General features: G+C 41.5%; 20 protein-coding genes. 4 read left to right on the plus strand and 16 right to left on the minus strand.

What is annotated here, in order from left to right:
* Positions 1-6: 6 nt before the first annotated feature.
* Both CWB60_RS20070 and CWB60_RS20075 read left to right on the plus strand, forming a co-directional pair.
* Entirely contained in the window at positions 7-561 is a 555-nt protein-coding gene (locus tag CWB60_RS20070; RefSeq protein WP_138577748.1) for a hypothetical protein, read from the plus strand.
* A 96-nt stretch (positions 562-657) separates the two neighbouring features.
* Positions 658-1,965 carry an O-antigen ligase family protein gene (locus CWB60_RS20075; RefSeq protein ID WP_138577750.1) on the plus strand — a complete coding sequence of 436 codons (1,308 nt, stop codon included), beginning with the start codon at positions 658-660 and terminating at the stop codon, positions 1,963-1,965.
* A gap of 281 nt (positions 1,966-2,246) precedes the next feature.
* On the opposite strand, the gene CWB60_RS20080 is transcribed toward CWB60_RS20075, so the two are convergent.
* The 14 genes from CWB60_RS20080 to yceD form a co-directional block, all read right to left on the minus strand.
* Positions 2,247-4,106 (minus strand): alkaline phosphatase D family protein, encoded by a 1,860-nt coding sequence (locus tag CWB60_RS20080; protein WP_138579954.1) that lies wholly within the window; start codon positions 4,104-4,106, stop codon positions 2,247-2,249.
* Positions 4,107-4,109: 3 nt separating this feature from the next.
* Positions 4,110-4,889, minus strand: a complete 780-nt coding sequence (locus tag CWB60_RS20085; protein WP_029773701.1) for a TatD family hydrolase — start codon at positions 4,887-4,889, stop codon at positions 4,110-4,112.
* Between the two features lie 371 nt (positions 4,890-5,260).
* On the minus strand, positions 5,261-5,587 hold the full coding sequence (locus tag CWB60_RS20090) for a PilZ domain-containing protein (RefSeq protein ID WP_004587696.1): 327 nt from the start codon (positions 5,585-5,587) through the stop codon (positions 5,261-5,263).
* An 11-nt stretch (positions 5,588-5,598) separates the two neighbouring features.
* Positions 5,599-6,513 carry a DNA polymerase III subunit gene (locus tag CWB60_RS20095; protein WP_138579955.1) on the minus strand — a complete coding sequence of 305 codons (915 nt, stop codon included), beginning with the start codon at positions 6,511-6,513 and terminating at the stop codon, positions 5,599-5,601.
* A 1-nt stretch (position 6,514) separates the two neighbouring features.
* Positions 6,515-7,141, minus strand: a complete 627-nt coding sequence (tmk, locus tag CWB60_RS20100; RefSeq protein ID WP_138579956.1) for a dTMP kinase — start codon at positions 7,139-7,141, stop codon at positions 6,515-6,517.
* Between the two features lie 7 nt (positions 7,142-7,148).
* Positions 7,149-8,135 carry an endolytic transglycosylase MltG gene (gene mltG / locus CWB60_RS20105; protein WP_138579957.1) on the minus strand — a complete coding sequence of 329 codons (987 nt, stop codon included), beginning with the start codon at positions 8,133-8,135 and terminating at the stop codon, positions 7,149-7,151.
* A complete protein-coding gene (gene pabC / locus CWB60_RS20110; protein ID WP_138579958.1) occupies positions 8,129-8,932 on the minus strand; it encodes an aminodeoxychorismate lyase in 804 nt (267 codons plus the stop codon). The genes mltG and pabC overlap by 7 nt, the downstream gene beginning before the upstream one ends.
* Positions 8,933-9,005: 73 nt before the next feature.
* Positions 9,006-10,244, minus strand: coding sequence for a beta-ketoacyl-ACP synthase II (gene fabF, locus CWB60_RS20115; RefSeq protein WP_004587691.1), 1,239 nt, complete (start codon positions 10,242-10,244; stop codon positions 9,006-9,008).
* A 272-nt stretch (positions 10,245-10,516) separates the two neighbouring features.
* A complete protein-coding gene (gene acpP, locus CWB60_RS20120; protein WP_004587690.1) occupies positions 10,517-10,753 on the minus strand; it encodes an acyl carrier protein in 237 nt (78 codons plus the stop codon).
* Positions 10,754-11,003: 250 nt separating this feature from the next.
* Complete coding sequence (gene fabG, locus CWB60_RS20125; protein WP_004587689.1) at positions 11,004-11,750, minus strand: 3-oxoacyl-ACP reductase FabG; 747 nt, start codon at positions 11,748-11,750, stop codon at positions 11,004-11,006.
* An 11-nt stretch (positions 11,751-11,761) separates the two neighbouring features.
* Positions 11,762-12,688 (minus strand): ACP S-malonyltransferase, encoded by a 927-nt coding sequence (gene fabD, locus CWB60_RS20130; RefSeq protein ID WP_138579959.1) that lies wholly within the window; start codon positions 12,686-12,688, stop codon positions 11,762-11,764.
* Positions 12,689-12,741: 53 nt separating this feature from the next.
* Positions 12,742-13,779, minus strand: a complete 1,038-nt coding sequence (gene plsX, locus CWB60_RS20135) for a phosphate acyltransferase PlsX (RefSeq protein WP_004587687.1) — start codon at positions 13,777-13,779, stop codon at positions 12,742-12,744.
* An 11-nt stretch (positions 13,780-13,790) separates the two neighbouring features.
* Positions 13,791-13,961, minus strand: coding sequence for a 50S ribosomal protein L32 (gene rpmF / locus CWB60_RS20140; protein WP_004587686.1), 171 nt, complete (start codon positions 13,959-13,961; stop codon positions 13,791-13,793).
* A gap of 10 nt (positions 13,962-13,971) precedes the next feature.
* Positions 13,972-14,496 (minus strand): 23S rRNA accumulation protein YceD, encoded by a 525-nt coding sequence (gene yceD, locus CWB60_RS20145; protein WP_004587685.1) that lies wholly within the window; start codon positions 14,494-14,496, stop codon positions 13,972-13,974.
* Between the two features lie 131 nt (positions 14,497-14,627).
* Here yceD and CWB60_RS20150 point away from each other — a divergent pair, with 131 nt between their 5' ends.
* Positions 14,628-15,221: a Maf family protein gene (locus CWB60_RS20150; protein ID WP_126006622.1), complete on the plus strand. Its 594-nt coding sequence runs from the start codon at positions 14,628-14,630 to the stop codon at positions 15,219-15,221.
* Here the strand turns inward: CWB60_RS20150 and CWB60_RS20155 are convergent.
* Both CWB60_RS20155 and rluC read right to left on the minus strand, forming a co-directional pair.
* Positions 15,218-15,877 (minus strand): HAD-IA family hydrolase, encoded by a 660-nt coding sequence (locus tag CWB60_RS20155; RefSeq protein ID WP_138579960.1) that lies wholly within the window; start codon positions 15,875-15,877, stop codon positions 15,218-15,220. The genes CWB60_RS20150 and CWB60_RS20155 overlap by 4 nt on opposite strands.
* Positions 15,877-16,836, minus strand: coding sequence for a 23S rRNA pseudouridine(955/2504/2580) synthase RluC (gene rluC, locus CWB60_RS20160; RefSeq protein ID WP_054982356.1), 960 nt, complete (start codon positions 16,834-16,836; stop codon positions 15,877-15,879). Before rluC ends, CWB60_RS20155 begins: the two co-directional genes overlap by 1 nt.
* 756 nt (positions 16,837-17,592) lie before the next feature.
* Here rluC and rne point away from each other — a divergent pair.
* The coding region (rne, locus tag CWB60_RS20165) for a ribonuclease E (protein ID WP_138628020.1) at positions 17,593-20,365 on the plus strand (2,773 nt) is incomplete at its 3' end.

Below are 20,365 nucleotides of genomic sequence, written 5' to 3' on the forward strand. Positions count from 1 at the left end.
CTCAAAATGAGATCACTTATACTTGCTAGCTTGATTGTTGGCGCTTCGAGCTTTGTAACACTTCCAGTTTATGCTCAAGCAGACAACGATGTAGTTGTGCAAACTGGTAACCTAGATACTTTAATTAGTATTTTGAACAACGCCACAGCAGAAACTCCATCGGATGAGTTGCAACAAAACTTAGTAACTGCAATTGAGCAACTTTGCCAAAATACCGGACCAATTGATTTAGATTCTCCTATCGCTAATGGAACGTGTTCTGCTGAGCAGCTTGATATAATTATGAATGCAGTTATTGCAGCCATTGGCGCAGATAGCCCGTTTATTTCTGATTTTTTAGCGGCCTTAGTTACTGCAGGCGTTAATAGCGATGCAGTAACGCTTGCTGCAATAACAGCTGGAGTTGATGCAACTATTGCGTCAGAAGCAACAGCAGCTGGTCCTACAGAGCCTACCGCCCCAGCAGCTGGCCCTGTAATTGTAACCTTGCCTACAACAACCGTTCCTCAAGGCGCAGGTGGTACCGGTGGTGACGCTGGTATTTCTGAAGTTGGCAACTAAATTATAATTAGTTTTATAATACAAACGCAGCCTAATGGCTGCGTTTTTACTTTAAACACTATTGCTTAACTATTAGCTCGTTTTTTTGAGAAAGCTGTGAATCGTTTTATATTTTTTTTGCTGTGTGCAATTGTTTTTTTGCTGCCCCTTCCTTTAGGTAGCTACCGACCCTGGGCCATTATGGCAATGGGTATTTTAATTTGTAAAACCTTTGTTTTTCACCTGATTAATAGCGCTGTAAATAACCAAACGTTGTACCCTCCTCGCTATTCTTTACCCATTATTTCTGCTTTATTATTAGTATGCGCTATGTGTACTTTGCAATTTTTTACTCTGAGTTTAGACCCCTTTCAAACAAAACAAATGCTGTTAAAAACGAGCTTTATGGTTTGCTTTTGTTGGCTTATATTTATTTATTGCAATAATAGTGAGCGTATAAAAAAGCTTATTTATACCATTATTGCAGCGGGTGTTTTTCAGGCTTTGTATGCAACTTACCTGAATCTCTCACCTGATATTCTCAGCCCTATTTTTGGATATAGGCACACGCAACGCGCCATAGGTACGTTTACTTACTCTAACTTTTTAGCTAACTATTTAGCGCTATGTTTATGTTTGGGTATTGGTGTATTAGTGAGTGAATTAAAGCGAGGTAATCATGCAAGTGACCTTACATTTAAACAAACTTTGCGCGCCTGGACAGAAATACTATTAAGCTCAAAAATAATTTTGCGTATATCGTTAATTATTATAATTATTGCGCTAATTTTAACGCGCAGTCGAATGGGTAATTCAGCCTTTTTTATAGCACTGATGGCTGTTAGCTTGTTGGCTTTGTTTGTTTACAATAAAAAACCTAAAGCGTTTAAGTTACTTATTATTAGTTTTTTTATAATTGATTTGATCATTATTGGTGCAATATTTGATGTAGAAAAAGTAAAGCAACGTATAAGCGAAACCAGTATTCAATCTGAAACACGTGATGAAGTAGTTCGTGATTCAATCCCGTTAATACTCGACAAGCCTTTATTGGGTTCAGGTGGCGGTACGTTTTATACGGCCTTCCCTGCGTATCAATCTGAGCCGTACTCTGGCTATTACGATAATGCTCATAACGACTATATTCAATTTGCTGTAGAGCTAGGCATACCCGTAACATCAGCTTTAGGGGCGCTTATTTTATATTGCTTATGGTTATGTATTCAGACAATGAGAAAACGCAAAACAGCATTATTTCAGGGCGTGGCTTTTGGGTGTGCTATCGCTATTGTAGATATGCTGTTGCATTCTTCGGTAGATTATTCGCTCCAAGCAGGCGCTAACTCAATGTTGTTTATGGCTATATTATGTTTGGCGATTTTAAGTAATAAAATAGTTGTTAAGCGAGGGCGTGATTTTAAATAGCTATTCTTAAAAATATTTGCACAAAGAGGTTTAGAGACGCTCCGCTTTAGAGTAGTGATAAATAAAATGCCAGGATTGGTTATGTCTTTTCATTTACTCCTCATTCGCTTCTCTTTGTGCAATTGAACTTAGTTATTTTTCACAAAGAGGTTTTGAGACGCTCCACTGTAGAGCAGTGATAAATAAGATGTCTGGATTGGTTGTGTCTTCTCATTTACTCCTCATTCGCTTCTCTTTGTGCAATTAAGGTTTTTACTTCACTCAACAAATTTTTCGCGGCTTTACTGCTCTTCTAAATCAAACTCGGTGGTGTGGCCGTCGCCGTGGATTAGTTGATAACGCGCTAAATCTCCTTGCTCCAGTGTAATTAAGCTAATGGCAGAGTCGCTTACTAGGTACTTTTGGCCTTCACCTTTGGTTTGGTGTTTATCTACTTCCATGTGCCAGCGTTTGGTGAAAAAGTTAAGCGGGCTTTTGGGGCCGTACAATATTGAGTCGAGCTTATCGAGTACATTAATTAGCTTACGCGGAAATTCGTTTTTAATACCGCTGGCGGTGAGCTGCCATATTCGGTTTGGGTGATCGCCAAAACGCTTTTGCACCGAAAAACAAAAAGAATAATGCACATCACCCGATAAAATAAGCGTTTCATTGGGTGTGTCTGTACGCCTAAAGGTATCAAGCAGTTTTTTGGCCGAGCCTTCGTGTGCCATCCAGTTTTCTACATCAACCATAAGCGGCTGCCCGCACATATTAAACGCCGCCTGTATTGCTTCTATTGATTTAACGCCAAACACAGGCGCTGGCGATACAATAATTACTTTGCTGTGGCTCAGTAGGCTTTCTTCAAGCTCTGTTAAGCGCTCCCAATCAAGTAAGCCTGAGGGTTCATTGAAGTTACTTTCGTTACGCCAGCGGTGTGTACGGGTATCAAGCACAACTACTTTAGGCGTGGTGGTAAGTTCATAATGCCAATAGTTAAATTCGTTCAGAGGCTTATCAAAGGCTTTAAACTGCCAACTATTGTTGGCGCTACGGCTTTGTTTAAAATCATTTATAAGCGCGCCGGTTTTATGTAGCGCGTCGTTGCCCAGCCCTTGAAATAGCCAATAACTTATCAGCCCATTATTAATGATGCGTTTACTACTTGGGTTTTGATTTATAGCTTGCTCCCACCCTGCTGTTAGGTTCCAATCATCGGTAACATCGTGATCGTCAAACATCATCAAGGTAGATACATTAGCAAATAAACGCTCTACGCTATTTAAGCCTTTTGCGTAGTCAATTAACGCCTTTTTTTCGGCGTTAAAAATGGTGTTATTTTTTTCATTGCCTTGTGAGTAATGGCTATTTTTAATATCAACGCATTGCCACGCGGCGGCACTAAAGTTAAGTAAATACAGCGCTATAAATTCTTCAAAGTGAATTAAGTGATTATGCGCTTTTACGCTAGAAAAATGAGGCTCGTCTTTTTTTAGCCAGTACCCAACGCCCAATTTTGAACGTTTTTGCCATGGCGTTTTTGGTAAGTAATGATGGCGGTTAAAAAGCTGCTCATTTATATCTGCTGGTAAATTGAGCTCAAGCGGTTGCTCTTTATAAAGTCCTAATGCATCTATTAGCTGATGAATAGCCAGTAGCATAGGGCCGGCTACATCATCGGCGTAAACTTGGTCTCCGCTAAGCAGTAAAAGCTGTGCGCCCTGCAGTTTATTACTGCGCTGGGTGTTTTGCCATTCACTTGCTGATACTAAGCTGTCTTTTGCGGGGTGATGGGCGTTGCGACACGAGCCATGTAAAATATGCGTAAGCTTATTGGCAATTGCAAACGAAGGCGCCGTTTGCCCTTCAAAGCACCAAGGAGCTAAGTCAATTTTTTGCTCGTTAATATGCAGTGTATACGCTAATAATGTGTCGAGCGGAAACTGGCTATCAACGGGTTTTATAATTATAAAATGTAGGTAAAGGTATTTACCTAATGCAATGCTTTGCTGCTCGCTGTAGCTTTGTTGGTTTTCAAGTGTGATTTGGCAGTTGCCAGGGCGTGAAGTAGCAAACTGTATACATATACCACTTTGCTCAGCTCGGCGCACTATAGGCCCCATTAGTAAAAGTGGGAGTTGCGCCGATTGAGTAGTCATGTGTTAGCCTTTTGCTGCTAATTTAAAAAGTGAATAAAAGTTATCAGTCGTTGCTTTTGCAAGCTCGTTAAAGCTAATACCTTTAAGCTCACTAATATAGTAGGCAACATCTTCTACATACGCAGGCTGATTTGTTTTTCCACGGTACGGCACAGGTGCTAAATAAGGCGAGTCTGTTTCGATGAGTAATCTATCGAGTGGGATTTGTTTTACAACTTCTTTAAGCTCTACGGCATTTTTAAAGGTAACAATGCCTGAAATAGAGATATAAAACCCCATATCAATCGCTTTTTTGGCCATATCCCAATCTTCGGTAAAACAGTGCAGTACGCCACCGCAGTTTTCTGCTTTGTGCTCACGCATTAAGTTAATGGTATCGGCTCTGGCATCACGGGTATGAATAATCAGTGGCTTTTGTAGTTCGTTTGCTACTTCAATATGGCCAACAAAACTGGCTTGTTGTACTGCGTGCGTGTCTTTTGAATAGTAGTAATCTAGGCCTGTTTCGCCAATCGCGACTACTTTTTCATGCGATGCTAAATCAATGAGTTGCTGTTTATTAAGGGCATCTTTTTGATCAAGCGGATGCACGCCACACGATGCCGATACATCGTCGTAATGTTTAATTTTTTCAAGCATGCTTGGGAATTGATCAAGCGTTACACTTACACATAAAAAGTGCTCTACTTGCTTTGCGCGGGCGTTGTCGAGTACTTGATCTAGGTTTAAATCTAGTTTGTCAAAATCAAGACGATCTAAATGGCAATGAGAATCTACAATCACTATACGGCCTGTATGGTTTTGGGTGTTAAATTATACTAACCTGCAAAAATACTTAGTTATACCAATTTGCAATAATACCTAATCATTTTGCGGAGCTAAACGTGTCGCTACCTGCGCTAAAAAACTCTCATTTACAACTGCATGTATGCAGAAGGTAGAGCAATGCAGGAGCAATTGCCGTGCACAACTAAATAGCGAATTTTTTACCTAGCTATCAACACGTTTTTCCAGCCTTAAAGTAAATCACTTAAGTAAGCGAATGGGTATTAAACGAATTGATATAAGCAAGTTAGTATTGCAAGTTAACGAGAGCTAAGCGCTCGCTAACCAGCTGCTTTATGCATATCACTATTAAGCAAATGCGTTTAAAACTACATGGTATATGTAGGATTACCAGAGTTTAACATAGTGCCTAATAGCTTTTCGATTTTAGCGTTTAAATTTGTTTTATCATCTAAAAAGCTAATGCCTATACCTGGTGGGTTAGAGCTTTGTGCGCCTTGTGGTGTTATCCAGGCAACTTTACCCGTTACCACGTCATCTTCTAGCGCATCAGGTAAAGTCACTCTAAGCGCTAAAGAGTAGCCGATTTCGTAACGCATATTGGTACGTACAAATAGGCCGCCCTTTTTTAAATAAGGCATGTAGCAGCGATAAAGTTCGTCAAGGTTATCTACATCAACTAAAAGCTCTTGCATATGTATTCCTATTAAATGTTACGCAGGGCATGCGCTAAACGCGACACTGCTAGAGGTAAATTAAGCCCGAGTACCTCTGTGCTATTTTGTAAAAATTCATTCAACGCTTGCTGAGCACTTTGGTAGTCGTCAAAACTTAAACCCATTATAAGCTGCTGTTTTAATTGCTCGCTTAAAAATAATGTAAAAATGCGTATTAGCTCAGGTTGTTTGTTTATAATATTTACAAGCGGACTAAAATTATGGCTTTGTTTAAACTCAGTTGCAAATTTATATAAAGTATCAATGTGTTGCAGCTGCTCTTGCGCTTGCCACTGTTTAATTAAAAGTGGTTGCGTATAAAATAAAGGCAGCCACACATAGTCACTAATATTTAAATCGGCTAACCAGGTTTTAGCCGCTTCAGAGCTTGCGACTTTTATGTCTGTTTTAGCACAGCGGCTTAAAATGGTGGCAGGTAACTGCGCAGTGTGGCTTGTGGTTAAAATTATAAAACGGCTATTACTGGGCTCTTCTAAGGTTTTTAATAACGCGTTTGCTGCTGCCGTGGTCATTTTTTCGCAGTTTTCAATAATGGCCACTTTATTGCCATTTTGTGCAGCGGAGTGGTTCATAAAATCGCTTATCGCGCGAATATCGTCAACACCAATGCTTTGCCCTTCAACTTGCGTTAGCCGTTTATCAGGGTGGTTACCCGCAAGTGTTAATGAGCAACTTTTGCACTGCCCGCACGGGGCTAACTTGCTACCTTCGCTTTGCATATGGGTATTAATATTTTGACATAATAAGCTATTAGCTAATTGCTCGCTTAGCTCAAACTTACCAACGCCTTTGGGCCCGCATAACAACTGTGCATGATGAAAACGCTGCGCTTTATAACTTTGCGCAAGCTGTTGCTCTACGTTATTAAGCCATGGCAATGCCATGTTATTTTAACCCTTCAAAAAAAGTGCGTAGTACATTGGTTATATCGCGGTGTACTTTATCAATACTTTGGTTGGCATCTACGGTTTTTATAGAGCTATCGTCATTTGCCAGCTCAACATAACGTATGCGCGTGCGCTGAAAAAACTCAATGGCTTCTTGCTCAATTCTATCAAGCTCTCCACGGCCTTTAGCACGCTCAAGGCCTATTACGGGGTCTATGTCTAGGTATATGGTTAAATCAGGTTTTAACCCTTTTAATACCATAGACGACAAAGACGATAAGGTATTAGCGCTAATGCCGCGCCCGCCACCTTGATACGCTTGAGATGATAAATCGTGGCGATCTGCTAATACCCACTGCCCTTTATCAAGCGCCGGATTAATTACATTATGCATAAGCTGCGAGCGAGCTGCGTACATAATAAGTAGTTCGGTTTCAAAGGCTATGTCTTCTTCATGCTCGGCTTTTACTAAAGTACGTAAAGACTCGGCAAGCGGTGTACCACCTGGCTCGCGTACGTTAATAAAGTCTATTTGTTTTTTATTTAAAAAGTCTTGGCATAACGAAATAGCCGTTGATTTACCTGCGCCTTCAAGGCCTTCAATAACAATAAATTTTGGTTTCATATAAAGTTTAATTCGTTTTATTTAATATATACGTTTTAACTGCCGCGTTGTGTTGCTTTAACGTGGTTGAAAATTGATGACTGCCATCGCCCTTCGCCACAAAATAAACATACTGTGTTTTAGGCGGATTAAGCGCTGCTAAAATAGCCGCTTTTGAGGGCATGGCAATGGGTGTTGGCGGCAGCCCTTTAATGCGATACGTATTATAGGGAGTGTAATCGCGTAAATCTTTTCGTTTAATGTCACCGTCAAAACTCTCTCCTAGGCCATATATTACGGTGGGATCGGTTTGTAGGCGCATATTTGCGTTTAATCTATTTATAAATACGGCGGCTATTAACGGGCGCTCACTGGCAAGGCCTGTTTCTTTTTCGATAATAGAGGCCATGATAAGTGCATCATATGCGTTTTTATACGGTAGGTTTTCTGCACGTTGTGGCCATGCTTGCTCAAGTGTTTGCTGCATTTTAACGGCCGCACGTTTTAATAAACTACTGGCAGTATCACCGCTGTGATAATGATACGTATCTGGAAACAGCCACCCTTCTAAATGGCCTTTTTCACCTACTATTTGCTGCGCCAGTTGCTCTGTATTTAAGTTATTAGTTAAATGCGGCGCACTACTAATGGCTGCTATCACTTCGCGTAAGTTTTGCCCTTCAATAATAGTAAAGCTAAAACTGATTTGCTCACCGTTGTTTATTTTTTTTATATTATCAATAACGCTTGTATTCGTTAGCTCGTACAAGCCGGCTTTTAAGTCGGTTAGTGTTGGGTCAAGCTTTGCAATTACTTGATAGCGCCAGCAGCTTTTTAACCAATTATTAGCTTGCCATTGTTTACATAGCTGGTTAAAGCCCATGCCTTTTTTAACTTCAAACTGGGTAGGCGTTGTTATATTTAGCGAGCTAGTTATTGTTGCTTGTAATTGCTGATACCCTACTAGCGTTGTAACTAAAGCTAACAATAATACCGATAAAATAACTTTTAACACTTAGCCTCCTTGGCTAATAATTCATTTAATAAACACATGCTTTGCTCAACATTAAATGTATGTTGTTCTATACGACTAACGGGCACAGCGCCCATTAAGCTATTACAAATAAATACAGCACTAGCTTGGGTTAATTCATTTAGGCTTACTTGCTTAAATTCAACCGCTAATTTATCACATAACGATTGCAGATAAACCCCTTTAATACCGCATTGCTCAAGGCTTGGCGTATATACCTTATTATCACGAATAGCAAAAATATTAGCTGCCGAGGCTTCAATCACATTGTTTTGATGATCGAGTACTAAAACATCGTCACATTGCTGTTTTGCCATGGCATTTTTAATCAGCACTTGTTCTAGTCGGTTAAGTGTTTTTAAACCGGCTAATAAAGGTTGGGTTGCTAATTTTATTGGGCTTAGGGCTAAACTCACCCCTGTTTTTGCTAATGCTGGGTAGCTTTGTGGAAACCCTAACACGGTAATTAAAATGGTTAAATGGGTGTGTTGCGGCAACCCATAGCCTCGCCCACCTTCTCCGCGGGTGATCACTATTTTAAGCACATTTAATTGGCAGCCAGTAATCGCCTTTGCAATATGTTGCTCAAGCTCAGTAAGGTTAATTGCAGGAAACGCTAAGCGCTCTGCGCATTCTACCAAACGTGCTTTATGGTGCTGCCAATGCTCTACTTGCCCAGCGATTACTTTGGCTGTGGTAAAAAAACCATCACCGTAGTTAAGGCCTCTATCGCGTGTATTAATCGCACTTGTATCATCGGTTGTTATTATTGTTTGCATATTGAATTGCTTGCATAAAAAAAGCCCAGTTAAACAACTGAGCTCTTATAATGTGGTTCGTTGTTAAAAAGGATTATACCTTTTTAAATAGCAACGAGCCATTAGTCCCACCAAAACCAAATGAGTTACACAATGCAAAGTCGAGTTTTGCATCACGTGCAGTGTGGGCTATGTAATCTAAGTCACAGCCTTCATCTGGGTTGTCTAGGTTAATGGTGGGCGATACTTTTTGATCGGCCAGCGATAAAATAGAAATAATAGACTCTACTGAACCCGCTGCGCCTAGTAGGTGTCCCATCATCGATTTAGACGAGCCTACCATTACATCTTGCGCTGCACTGCCAAAAATAGTTTTAACAGCTTGCGTTTCGGCTTTGTCGCCTGCATTAGTAGATGTACCGTGAGCGTTAATGTAACCAACTTGGTCTGCATTTACTTGTGCATCGTTTAATGCATTTTGCATAGCAAGTGCCGCACCTGCACCGTCTTCCGGTGGCGAGGTCATGTGATACGCATCACCGCTCATACCAAAGCCAACAAGCTCAGCATAAATTTTAGCGCCACGGGCTTTAGCGTGTTCATACTCTTCTACTACAACAACCCCTGCACCATCAGATAGTACAAAACCATCGCGGTCTTTGTCCCACGGACGCGACGCAGCTTGCGGGTCGTCGTTACGGGTAGAAAGCGCACGTGCAGCATTAAAACCACCCATACCAATCGGTGTACAGGCTTTTTCTGCGCCACCGGCAACCATCGCATCGGCATCGCCGTAAGCAATCATACGCGCTGCATGGCCAATATTGTGCAGGCCTGTAGTACACGCCGTCACAATAGAAATATTAGGACCACGTAAACCATGCATCATTGATAAATGGCCTGAGATCATATTAATAATGGTTGATGGCACATAAAATGGAGAAAGCTTACGTGGGCCACTGTTAAGTAGCTTTATGTGGTTTTCTTCAATTAGGGTCAATCCACCAATGCCTGAGCCTACAGCAACACCAATACGTGTTGCGTTTTGTTCAGTAACTTCAAGGCCTGAGTCTTGAAAGGCTTGAACACCCGCTGCAATGCCGTACTGAATAAATAAGTCCATTTTTTTAGTATCTTTCGCCGACATGTATGCAGTTGCATCAAAGTCATTTATGAGTCCAGCGAATTTAGTACCAAATTTTGATGTATCAAAGTGGGTTATATTTTGTATACCACTTTTACCATCTAATAAGCCTTGCCAGGTAGATTGCACATCATTACCTAGCGGCGTCAACATTCCTAAGCCAGTTACGACGACTCGACGTTTAGCCACGGTTTGCCTCCAATAAGGGATATTTAAACCAATTGATTAAAATAGTATTATTTTAGTAAGCTGTTTAACTCACTAAGTTTAAATCTATTGGCATTACAAAGGGAATTCATACCCAAGCGACCTCAAAGTGCGAGTCTCAAATTCAACTAAAGATGTGCTATTACAAATGAATGCAGTAGAGAGTAAAAGCGGGTGAATTTGAATCATGAACTTTGAGGTGGTTTGGATATATAGATTAAAGGCAGCGAATGCTGCCTTTAATATGCGATTAATTACTCAGCGTGAGCTGATACGTAATCGATTGCAGATTGTACTGTAGTGATCTTTTCAGCTTCTTCATCTGGGATCTCAGTATCAAACTCTTCTTCAAGAGCCATAACTAGTTCAACAGTATCAAGAGAATCTGCACCTAGGTCGTCTACGAAAGAAGCTTCGTTTTTAACTTCTTCTTCTTTAACACCTAGCTGTTCGATGATAATTTTTTTTACGCGTTCTTGGATATCGCTCATTCTTCTTTCCTTTATTAAAAACGCCAATGCGTTATTTTCAGATTGCGGCGTAGTTTACGCCGCATAATTCTCTGATTCAATGATTTGACCATAAATAATTGTCTGGTCAAACCTCTGAGTGTTTGTTTTGTCTTTTATCGCTTATTTTCACAGCGATTTCAAGTATGTTTAAAGCAAGATCATAAAAATTTCAATGTTTTTGAGGTCACTTACTTAAGTTATTTTTAGCATTTGCTTATAACAATGGCCGTTAAACCATGTACATCGCGCCATTTACATGCAAAGTCTCGCCAGATACATACGCAGCCGCGTCAGATGCTAAATAACACACTGCCGCTGCTATCTCATCAGGCTGACCTAATCGACCTGCTGGTACATTAGCAAGGGTGGCCGCTTTTTGATCTTCTGTTAGCTCATCGGTCATATCAGTTTGAATAAAACCAGGGGCTACTACATTTACTGTAATGCCGCGTGATGCAACTTCGCGTGCAAGCGATTTAGAAAAGCCAATAACACCCGCTTTAGCTGCCGCGTAGTTAGCTTGCCCTGCATTACCCATAGTGCCCACAACTGAGCCAATATTAATAATACGGCCGTTCTTTTTCTTCATCATTGGGCGTAATACCGCTTTAGATAAACGGAAGATAGAGCTTAAGTTAGTGTCGATAATATCGTCCCACTCACCGTCTTTCATACGCATTAATAAATTATCACGGGTAATACCTGCGTTATTTACAAGTACGTCAACATCGCCTAAGTCGGCTTTTATTGCTGCTAATGTAGCCTCAATCGATGCAGGATCGGTTACATTTAAAGCATAACCCTTACCGTTATCACCTAAGTAATCGCTAATTTTAGCCGCGCCTGACTCACTCGTAGCAGTACCTGCTACTTTTGCGCCTTGCGCTACTAAAGTGTTTGCAATTGCTTTACCAATACCACGGCTTGCGCCAGTAATTAGGACAACTTTGCCCTCTAATGAAAATAAATTAGTCATTTTATATTCTCTTATTTTGCAGCGTCGATAGCAGCAGCGTCATTTACTGAGCCACATACCATTGCTTTATCAATTCGTTTTGCAAGTCCAGTTAATACTTTACCTGGGCCAAATTCGTAGCTTTGCGTAATGCCTTGAGCTACTAAAGCCTGTACTGTTTCTGTCCAACGAACTGGGCTGTATAGTTGACGTACCAATGCATCTTTAATTGCATCAGCCGAGCTTTGTGCTTTTACATCAACATTATTAATTACATCACACTTAGGTGTATTAAATGTTAAAGCGGCTAAATCGTTGGCAAGTTTTTCAGCCGCTGGTTTCATTAGTTCACAATGTGAAGGCACGCTCACACTCAGTGGTAAGGCACGTTTTGCGCCGGCATCTTTACACGCTTGTGAAGCTCTATCAACAGCAGCTTTATGCCCTGCAATAACCACTTGCCCTGGTGAGTTATAATTTACCGGTGAAACAACTTCGCCTTGTGCAGACTCTTCACATGCTGTTTTTATTTGCTCATCGCCTAAACCAATAATGGCAGCCATAGAGCCTACGCCCGCAGGCACAGCTTCTTGCATGTATAAGCCACGGTTTTCAACAAGTTTTACCGCTTCACCTAGGCTAATAACCTCACTACATACCAATGCAGAGTATTCACCTAAGCTGTGACCAGCCATAACCACTTCCACATCTGGGTTTGCAGCTAACCAGTGGCGGTAAATTGCCACGCTTGCTGTTAATAAAGCAGGTTGAGTGCGGTGAGTTTGATTAAGTTCTTCTTCTGGGCCATTTAGTACAAGCGCTGCTAAATCGTAGCCAAGTGCGCTTGACGCTTCGCTAAAGGTTGCTTTTACAATGTCAGAGCTCTCTAGTAGCTCGCTTAACATGCCAACGCTTTGTGAGCCCTGACCAGGAAATAGAAGTGCAATTTTTTGTGCCATACTTTGCTCTTTTTAATTAAACAAAAATTTAGTGTAACTACGGCACCTAAACGTTATTCGGCCGCCGAGTTTTTAGAATGTGTTTTTTCGAAAATAGCGGCTATTTTATCTGGAAGTTGACGTTCAACCTCTTTTACCGCTTCATCGATTGCTGCTTGAAATGCTTTTGCTGATGCATTTCCATGGCTTTTAACGACAATACCGCGCAATCCTACCAGAGAAGCGCCGTTATACTGGTCGGGGTTCACCCGATTATAGAGTTTTTTTATGATAGGACTTAAAATAAACGCCATGCATTTGTAAATTAAGTGCTTTTCTAAGGCGCTTGTAAACTTTTTCATGATCAGTTTAGCAATGCCTTCGCAGGTTTTTAATGCGACGTTTCCGACAAACCCTTCACACACAATGACATCGGCTTTTCCCGAAAAAATATCACTGCCTTCACTGTAACCCGTGTAATTAATATAAGGGCTTTGCTGCATAAGCTGCGCTGCTTGCTTTATGCCTTCATGGCCTTTTATGTCTTCAGAGCCAATATTAAGTAAACTCACTTTAGGGTTGTCGCAGCCAAGAGCTTGGCCTGCTACTACCGAGCCCATAATGCCAAATTGATAAAGTATTTCTGAATCACAATGCACATTAGCGCCTAAATCAAGCAGATAAACTGGATTTTTTCGCTCTGTAGGAACGGCCGATATCAATGCAGGGCGTTTAACGCCAGGCAGCATTTTTAATACGTAATGAGCCATAAAAAATAAAGCGCCGGTGTTTCCCGAACTTACACAGGCTTGTGCTTCACCCGATTTAACTAAATCAAGGGCGACACGCATAGAGGAGTCTTTTTTTGAACGCACAGCTAAAGCGGGTTCGCAAGCATTAGTGACAACTTCGCTGCAATGGCGAATAATTAAACGTGGGTGTGAAAGTGAATCGAGGGATTCTAATTGATTAGTAATTACTTGCTCGTTGCCACATAAAATGAGTGTTAAATTGGCATGAGCATTTACTGCGCAAACGGCAGCGGGGATAGATGAACGGGGGCCATAATCGCCCCCCATCATATCTAACGCTATGGTTAGATTAGTCAGCATAAAGCAATCTCTTAGTTAGAAATTACTTGAACGCCTTTGTAGTAACCGTCAGCAGTTACATGGTGACGACGATGAGTCTCACCTGAAGTTTGGTCAACTGTTAAAGTTGGACCGTTGATCGCATCGTGTGAACGGCGCATGCCGCGTCTTGCACGAGACTTTTTGCTTTTTTGTACAGCCATTAGTCTTCTCCTAAGAATCTTTCTTAAGTTGTTTCAAAATATCAAATGGATTTGGTTTATCATCTTCCGCCTTTAGTACACCAAAGCTAGCAGGCTTTGATGAGTAATTGCACGAAGCTTCGTTGTGTGTAGGCACTAATGGCACTGCTAAAATTAGCTCGTCTTCGATTAACTCAAACACGTTAATTTCACCGTTTTCATCAAGCGCTACTTCATCGTAGACTTCAGGAAGATCATCTGACTCAGCATCCAAACCAACAGGCGAATACATAAAGTCTTGATCCAAATCCAACCCTAAATCATCATTACAACGCTGACAAGTTACAGTTACGTGTGTAGACAAATTGCCACTAATCACAACTAAACCTTGCTCATCGGTTTTGCACTGAATTTTTACCGCTATTTCACCTACTTCTTCCTGTACAACACCTCGTAAACGAGCAAGTTTTTCAAGCGGTACAATACCATCGTAAGTTAAACGGTGTTGCGCTGCTTTCCCAGGATGAAGAGTGATGGGAATTTTTACCTTTTGCATAGGGGCTGCATCATATAGATAGTTAATTGGTTAGTCAAAGCAAAAAAGCATTTTTACATGGTTTTTCACGTGTTTTCATTACGGATCTGATTTATCCTAACTCAAACTAATTTTAATTAGGATAATAATTTATGAAGCACCCGCTTATATTAGCGTCAAGCTCGCCATTTAGGCAGTCTTTATTGCAAAAATTTAATCTGCCATTTAGTACTTTTTCGCCTGATATTGACGAAACCGCCATACCAAACGAAACCCCAGAGCAACTTGTTAAGCGCCTAAGCGAGCGCAAAGCGCGTGCCGCTTGCGATCATTTTGTTAAAGGCCTTGCAATCGGCTCCGACCAAGTGGCCGTATTTGATGGGCAAATACTTGGTAAACCTCATAATAAAGAAAACGCCATAAAGCAGCTTTCTTTGTTTAGCGGCCAAACTGTCACGTTTTTAACAGGCCTGTGTGTTTACGATATTGCTAGCGATAAAGCAAAAACGTTAATAGAGCCTTTTGAAGTAGTATTTAGAACACTCACCAAAGAGCAAATAGAAGCCTACTGCGATGCAGAGCAGCCTTATAACTGTGCTGGTAGCTTTAAAAGTGAAGGATTAGGGATTTGCTTATTTGAAAAATTAAACGGGGACGATCCTAATAGCTTAATAGGCTTGCCTCTAATTAAACTCAGCCAGCTATTGGCTGAGTTTAATCTCGACATACTCGCCGCTCAACCTTAGCCAAGTAGTATGCGTTGCAGCTGCTGGTAATTATCAACAGTTGCAACGGGGCTAAACTCACTTAACTGCGCTGCACTGTGCACGCCCATGGTAACGCCAATTCTATCTATGTTGGCTGCCTGTGCCATGGCCATATCTATTTTGGTATCCCCAATCATGAGTGCTTCGTCGGCATTTATTGCTAATTCAGCTAATAGTTGTTCAAGCATATCGGGGGAAGGTTTAGAGCGTGCTTCATCGCTTGTGCGCGTGGCACTAAAGTAATGCCCTAACTGAGTTTGCTCTAATAAACGCATTAAACCAGCGCGTCCTTTACCGGTGGCAATCGCTAAAATAACCCCTTGTGCTTTTAACGCACTTAGTACATTTTCTACATTATCAAATACAGGGGTGGCAGTCGTATCAACACGGTATTGCTGTTTATAGCCGTTAACTAATGCGGGATGCTGCGCTACCTCGTCAGGAAATAGCACCTCAATAGCAAGTTCAAGCGACATACCAATAATATTTTTAATTGCAGTGTCGCTCGGCGGCTCAATATTAAGCGCCAGCGCACTGTGACGAATACAATTAACAATTTTGCTAATTGAGTCCATTACAGTGCCATCCCAATCAAAAATAACCAGTTTATATTTTTTTAATACAGCGGTGGTCATTACGCTTTAGCATCTCTTAATTTTAAAATACAACTTTTAAGTGCGTTATCAAGCGGCGCCTCTACGCGCATGGTAGTTTCGTTTTTAGGGTGATAAAAGCTTAAATCGTGGGCGTGTAAAAATAAGCGATTTAAGCCTATTTTGCGCATTGATAGATCAAACCCTTGGTCGCCGTATTTATCATCGCATGCAATAGGGTGGCCTTTACACTGTGTATGTACACGAATTTGGTGAGTACGCCCAGTCACAGGTGAGGCTTGCACTAACGAGCACTCGTTAAAACGCTCAAGTACTCTAAAGCGAGTATGTGAAGGTTTACCTTCGTTATTATCTACACGCACCACGCGCTCGCCCGACTTGAGGGTGTTTTTACGCAGCCCTTCAGTTACATTTTTAACCGACGAATCCCACTGCCCTGTTACCAACGCCCAGTAATTTTTTTCCATTGTTTTTTCACGCAGCTGCTCATGTAATGCGGTAAGTACCGAGCGACGCTTTGAAATTAGTAAACACCCCGATGTGTCTCTATCAAGCCTATGTACTAGCTCTAAACTGCGCTCATCTGGGCGTAATACGCGTAGTGCTTCTATTAAACCGTAGCTTAAACCACTGCCGCCATGTACAGCCATGCCCGAGGGCTTATTAATTACAATAAGGTATTTGTCTTCAAAGAGTATTGCGTCTTCTAATTGCTTCACTTTATCAAGCTTTTTAGGCACAAACTCTTCGCGCTCTGCTACTTTAATTGGCGGAATACGCACTACATCATCAAGCTGTAATTTGTAAACTGGTTTAATACGCTTTTTATTAACGCGTACCTCGCCTTTACGTAAAATTTTATAAACAGCGCTTTTAGGCACCCCTTTTAAATGGGTAATAAGAAAGTTATCAATACGCTGACCTAAATGGTCTTCGTTGATTGTGACAAAAGTTACTTGTAAGCCGGTTTTTTCTGACATTGCCTAATCACTGATTTAAGTAAAATAATTTAGTTGCTAACACGGTTATAATAGTGGGATAATCAGCAGCGCAAATATTTAGTATTTGCAAATAACAACGGTGCTTTTTAACACATTAAAACATTCGTGATGCACATTCTGGGTAGCCGATCATACAGATCCGAGTTAAGTTTTCCAAAGCTTTTATGCCTACTCAGTTAACACGTGCGATCAACTAACAGTAATGCGCGTAATATATTACTGGTTAAGTTTGAACATGAATTTACATTTAATGTAAAAATAAAAGCAATGAACAAATAATTTGTTTGATAGTGACGACGTAAAAACGTTGTTCAGCATTTGCTCACACGTAGTACCGTATAGCAGCTTATTTAGAACTAAAAATCTAGCAAATAAGCGTTTATTAACATTCGGCAGCGAACTTTGCTCGCAAGTACTTAGAAAATACTCATCGTATTTAAGTTACTTAACGAGCCCTACGCGCCTAACATAAACGTACTAAAAAGATTGATATGACAGGCCAACTTCTGGGTAAAACTTGTAAAGAGCATAAGAGCCGACAGTTTTAGCACCATAAAGAATTTAATAACGTAAGCGTACGTTATTGTTAGCCAGCATTTAAAAAATACTGCATACACATTACAGAGCGTTCCGTTACAGACCCAGTCGTGAGGCTGCACATTCTAAAAAAAGGAACAACTGAACAGGCGAACACGTTTCGTCATGTCAGCGACAAAAAATAAGTAGAGTAACAATATGAAACGTATGCTAATCAATGCAACGCAGCAAGAAGAAATGCGCGTAGCACTGGTTGACGGCCAGCGCCTATATGATTTAGATATAGAAAGCCCAGGTCACGAACAGAAAAAAGCCAATATTTATAAAGGCAAAATCACACGCATTGAACCCTCTTTAGAAGCGGCTTTCGTAGATTACGGCGCCGATCGTCATGGTTTCCTTCCTTTAAAAGAAATTGCCCGTACTTACTTCCCACAAGGTTACACTTTTCATGGACGCCCAAATATTCGCGACGTGATTAAAGAAGGCCAAGAAGTAATTGTACAAGTTGATAAAGAAGAGCGCGGCCAAAAAGGCGCGGCCCTTACTACCTTTATTAGCGTAGCGGGTAGCTACTTAGTGCTAATGCCAAACAACCCTCGTGCAGGCGGTATTTCTCGTCGTATTGAAGGCGATGAGCGTACAGACCTTAAAGAAGCACTTAGCCGATTAGAACTTCCTAAAGGTATGGGCTTAATTGTTCGTACAGCAGGTGTTGGCAAATCGTTTGAAGAATTAAACTACGATTTAAAAGCACTTTTAGTACATTGGGATGCAATTCAACAAGCAGCCGACAGTGCTAAAGCGCCGTTTTTGATTCACCAAGAAAGCAATGTGATTTTCCGCGCTATTCGCGATTATTTACGTCGTGATATTGGTGAAATATTAATTGATAAACCACGTGTATTTGAAGAAGCTAAAGCGCACATTGAGCGTTTTCGCCCTGACTTTATGAGCCGCGTAAAGCTTTATCAAGGCGACACGCCATTATTTACGCATTACCAAATTGAAAGCCAAATTGAGTCTGCGTTCCAACGTGAAGTACGTTTGCCTTCAGGTGGTTCAATTGTAATTGACCCAACAGAAGCGCTTACCTCTATTGATATCAACTCGTCTAAAGCAACAAAAGGCGGAGATATCGAAGAAACAGCACTGAATACTAACTTAGAAGCGGCTGATGAAATTGCGCGTCAATTACGTCTTCGCGACTTAGGTGGCTTAATTGTTATCGACTTTATCGATATGACACCGCCACGCCATCAGCGTGAAGTAGAAAACCGCTTAAAAGATGCCGCTCGTCCAGATCGTGCGCGTGTACAAATTGGTAAAATTTCGCGCTTTGGTTTACTTGAAATGTCGCGCCAGCGTTTGCGACCTTCACTAGGTGAAGCAAGCCAAGGCCCATGTCCGCGTTGTAGCGGCCAAGGTACTATTCGTTCTAACGAGTCTATCGCCTTGTCTATTTTGCGTTTAATTGAAGAAGAAGCAATTAAAGACAACACAGCACAAGTAAATGCACAAGTGCCTGTAGCGGTTGCCGCTTATTTATTAAACGAGCAGCGCAGAAGCGTTCATCGTATTGAAAAACATCATAAATGTGATGTGGTTATTATTCCTAATCAACATATGGAAACACCGCACTACGAAGTGATGCGTTTACGTAAAGACGAAACACTAGAAACAGTAAGTTACGAGCAAGTTGTTGCACCTGAGCCAGAATCGTTCGAAATGGCTAAACCAGCAGCTGCGCCTGTTCGTGAAGAGCCGATGCTTAAAGGTGTTGTTATGCCTTCAACGCCAGCGCCACAAGCTAAAGTAGACAAACCAACAGCGCCTGTTGCTGTACCTAAGGTTGAAGGTGGCCTATTGGCTGCTATTGGTAATTGGTTTAAGTCGTTATTTGCTGGTGAAAGCGAAGAAGAAAAGCAAGCAAAAGAAAAAGCTGAGCAAGAAAAGCAACATCAAACACGTAATAACAATCGCCGTGGTAACAGTGACAACCGTCGCCGCAATAACAATCAGCGTCGTCGTAATAACTCTCGCTCTAAACCTCGTGGTGAACGTCCTGCTGAAGAAGAAGTGAAAACTGAATCTACCGCGAACGAAAGCCAAGAGAAAAACGAGAACCGCAATAAGCGCCGTCGTAATCCTAACTCGCGTAAGCGTAACGATAACCGTAATAACGACAATCGTACCGCAGACAAAGAGCAAGTTAAAACAGACGCAAAAGCGAATGAAACTGAGGCTAAGCAAAGCACTGAGCCTAAAGAGCAGAAGCCAAAAGTTCGCCGTCAACGTCGTAATGTTCGCAAAAAAGTACGTATCCAAGATGAAAATACTGAACAAGTAAAAGCATCTGATACCACTGAGCAACCGCAGCAAAGCACTGAAACAGCTAAAGTAGAGCAGCCTAAAGAGCAAGCGCCAGCAGCAAAGCAAACTGCAAATGAGCAAAAGTCAGAGCAAACAAAACCTGCACCTGTGAAAGAGCAAGCGCCTAAGGCACAACCTGAGCAAGAAGAAAAGCCAGTAGCTGCAGCGTCAACTGACGAAGCAAACTCTGAAGATGAGCAAGGGCAAACACGTACGCGTTCACGCCGTTCTCCTCGTCACCTTCGCGCTTCGGGCCAGCGTCGCCGTCGTCCTGAACAAGGTGAAGCTACAGAAGAAAAAGCAGATGAAGCACCTGCATTTGTGCCAGTAGCAGATCAAGCTGCCGCTGAGTATGAGGCAGAGCTAAAAGCAAAAGCTGAACAGCCAACCTCAAACGATGCATCAGAAAATGTTGAGCAAGCGTTAGCTGTAGAAGACTTAGCTAAAGTTGAAGCTGCTCCTAAAGCAGAGCAACCAACAGCCAATGACGATGCAGTACAAACTGTTGACCCAGAAACAGCTGAAGAGCCAGTTGTTGTTACTGAGCAACCAATAACAACATCTGAGCCTGTGAAATCAGAGCCTGAAGTAGCTGAGC

It is taken from the genome of Pseudoalteromonas sp. S327 (genome assembly GCF_005886415.1).
GTDB classification, from domain to species: domain Bacteria; phylum Pseudomonadota; class Gammaproteobacteria; order Enterobacterales; family Alteromonadaceae; genus Pseudoalteromonas; species Pseudoalteromonas atlantica.

Coding starts and splice junctions, on each gene's coding strand:
- rpmF (WP_004587686.1), bottom strand. CDS start 13,961: ATGGCTGTACAAAAAAGCAAAAAGTCTCGTGCAAGACGCGGCATGCGC.
- pabC (WP_138579958.1), bottom strand. CDS start 8,932: ATGCAAACAATAATAACAACCGATGATACAAGTGCGATTAATACACGC.
- plsX (WP_004587687.1), bottom strand. CDS start 13,779: ATGCTGACTAATCTAACCATAGCGTTAGATATGATGGGGGGCGATTAT.
- CWB60_RS20150 (WP_126006622.1), top strand. CDS start 14,628: ATGAAGCACCCGCTTATATTAGCGTCAAGCTCGCCATTTAGGCAGTCT.
- CWB60_RS20090 (WP_004587696.1), bottom strand. CDS start 5,587: ATGCAAGAGCTTTTAGTTGATGTAGATAACCTTGACGAACTTTATCGC.
- CWB60_RS20080 (WP_138579954.1), bottom strand. CDS start 4,106: ATGACTACTCAATCGGCGCAACTCCCACTTTTACTAATGGGGCCTATA.
- fabD (WP_138579959.1), bottom strand. CDS start 12,688: ATGGCACAAAAAATTGCACTTCTATTTCCTGGTCAGGGCTCACAAAGC.
- CWB60_RS20095 (WP_138579955.1), bottom strand. CDS start 6,513: ATGGCATTGCCATGGCTTAATAACGTAGAGCAACAGCTTGCGCAAAGT.
- rluC (WP_054982356.1), bottom strand. CDS start 16,836: ATGTCAGAAAAAACCGGCTTACAAGTAACTTTTGTCACAATCAACGAA.
- fabG (WP_004587689.1), bottom strand. CDS start 11,750: ATGACTAATTTATTTTCATTAGAGGGCAAAGTTGTCCTAATTACTGGC.
- tmk (WP_138579956.1), bottom strand. CDS start 7,141: ATGAAACCAAAATTTATTGTTATTGAAGGCCTTGAAGGCGCAGGTAAA.
- acpP (WP_004587690.1), bottom strand. CDS start 10,753: ATGAGCGATATCCAAGAACGCGTAAAAAAAATTATCATCGAACAGCTA.
- CWB60_RS20155 (WP_138579960.1), bottom strand. CDS start 15,877: ATGACCACCGCTGTATTAAAAAAATATAAACTGGTTATTTTTGATTGG.
- CWB60_RS20070 (WP_138577748.1), top strand. CDS start 7: ATGAGATCACTTATACTTGCTAGCTTGATTGTTGGCGCTTCGAGCTTT.
- yceD (WP_004587685.1), bottom strand. CDS start 14,496: ATGCAAAAGGTAAAAATTCCCATCACTCTTCATCCTGGGAAAGCAGCG.